General features: G+C 51.5%; 2 protein-coding genes and 1 pseudogene. 1 reads left to right on the top strand and 2 read right to left on the bottom strand.

Annotation, left to right across the window (positions count from 1 at the left end; translation table 11 throughout):
* Window positions 1-177 (top strand): annotated as a pseudogene (locus tag NW863_RS12945) (IS630 family transposase); the annotation flags it as partial.
* A gap of 17 nt (window positions 178-194) precedes the next feature.
* Here NW863_RS12945 and NW863_RS12940 read toward each other — a convergent pair.
* Both NW863_RS12940 and NW863_RS12935 read right to left on the bottom strand, forming a co-directional pair.
* Window positions 195-1397, bottom strand: a complete 1203-nt coding sequence (locus NW863_RS12940; RefSeq protein ID WP_414366852.1) for a hypothetical protein — start codon at window positions 1395-1397, stop codon at window positions 195-197.
* 23 nt (window positions 1398-1420) lie between these two features.
* Window positions 1421-1680: hypothetical protein (locus tag NW863_RS12935; protein ID WP_414366850.1), on the bottom strand; the 260-nt coding region annotated here is incomplete at its 5' end.

The following is a 1680-nucleotide window of genomic DNA, read 5'->3' as shown; positions in this document are numbered from 1 at the left end:
TATGCACCGGAATTGAATCCTATTGAGATGATGGGGTCGGTGTTGAAGCATTTTATTCGGCAGTTTTCCAGAGTTGGAAAGTATAGCGTGGAGCAGATAGTGCAGACTTGTTTACTCCTGATCAATCCATCCTGCTTCCGGAGTTGGTTTGCTAAGTGTTGCTACTGTACCCCTTGATTCTTTAACAGGCTGTATTACCCAGCAGATAGTAGATAAAGACTTTGGGGTTCAGATGGGATCAATTGGTAGGGATCCGCTTGGTTAAGCTCCCGAGAGAGGTGAGCAAAAGACTGGAGACTTTCAAGGCGCTCCGCGAGCTCGCTGAGGGTGTCTAGGTATTCGGCTAAAGCCGCTTGGGAAAGGTACCAAGACTTGTCCAGCTCTTGGAAGTAGGTCATCTGGAACTCGACAGAAAGATTCTTTTCCCTAAGGAAGCGCTGCTCCGGTGTAAGCGCTCGATCAAGTGGGGAAAGACGAGCAATGCGCTGGATGCGTTCGCTAGAGATGTGGCCAGCAAAGCCGGGAGCTGTGTACGTATAGGCGGTCCGGAGCTGAGGTCGATCCGCTGGCAAGAGAGCTGCACACCACCTTTCGCTTAGTTCCCGGAAACGAGGAACCTCAAAGTCGAGGGCATCGACGGCATCTTGCAGGTACCCATGCTTAAGCAGAAGCTGGGATTCCGCCGCTAGGGAAACTGCCCAACCCTTGAGGGCAATATCGCCAAGCAGTAGGCAGTGGGCCTGGCGCTCAACAGGGATCTGATGGGCTTGGTCGGAGAAAAAGATGCGGGCTTCCGCCAGCGCCTTAAGGGCATCGCGAGGAGAAGCCTCCGGGAATCGGTGCAAACTAACCAGCTCTGCCTGCAGCTTAGCAAGACTTTGAATGAAAAGAGCACGATGCAAATTGGAGATAGCCAACAGAATTTCGGCTCTACTCTGAACGGCCAAAGCTTGCAAATAGGCCAGTTGGCCAGAAAGTGCATCTAGCTTTTGCTGAATGTCTTGGAGCCCTTCCCTAACAATCTTCTCTAGGCGGGCAATAGAGTCTTGCAACTGATTCAGGCGGAAATGCATGTAGGTAAAGCCAATAGCGCTAACCCCCAGGTTTAAAACGCTAGCGCCAGCAGCTACCTGAGAAAGCCCCAAAATCTTGGTGGCAGTCTGCTGCAAAACCTCAAGCTTTCGATGAGTGGCTTGGTGACCAAGGGCATTAATCACGGATTCAGGAGATACCGGCGCATTCATCAGCAAGCTGGTCAGGCCAGGAGCTTCGGCCAAATGCTTGACGATGCGACCCGTGGCAGCTTCTCGAACAACGCCACCGTAGCGAACCAGGGATCCATCCAAAAGCCCACTGACAATCGAAGGAGAAGCAAAAAGGAGAGTTGGAATGAGCATGACTTACGCTCCCAAAGCTCCGGTCACACAAGGTAGAAATCCTTGTTGGCAAAGGAGTTCAAATGCAATGGGGGGGAAATCCAGACAATCTTTGCTTTACCGGCTAGAGCCAGAAACGCATCCCTTCGCTCAAGAGGACTCGCGTCTCTGGCAAGTCCAGGAAGCTCCTCGTCAGCTTCGAGAGCCACTAGATAAAAAGCACTTTTATCATTGAGATTTTCAGCCGGAAACTTCTCGACTTCCTCTTTCAGAGCCTCAAACTCTTTCTGTGTGCCTCTCCAGA

Source organism: Synechococcus sp. B60.1 (genome assembly GCF_047462555.1).
Classification (GTDB): Bacteria; Cyanobacteriota; Cyanobacteriia; order Thermostichales; family Thermostichaceae; genus Thermostichus.
This window is presented reverse-complemented; position numbering and strand designations above follow the sequence as displayed.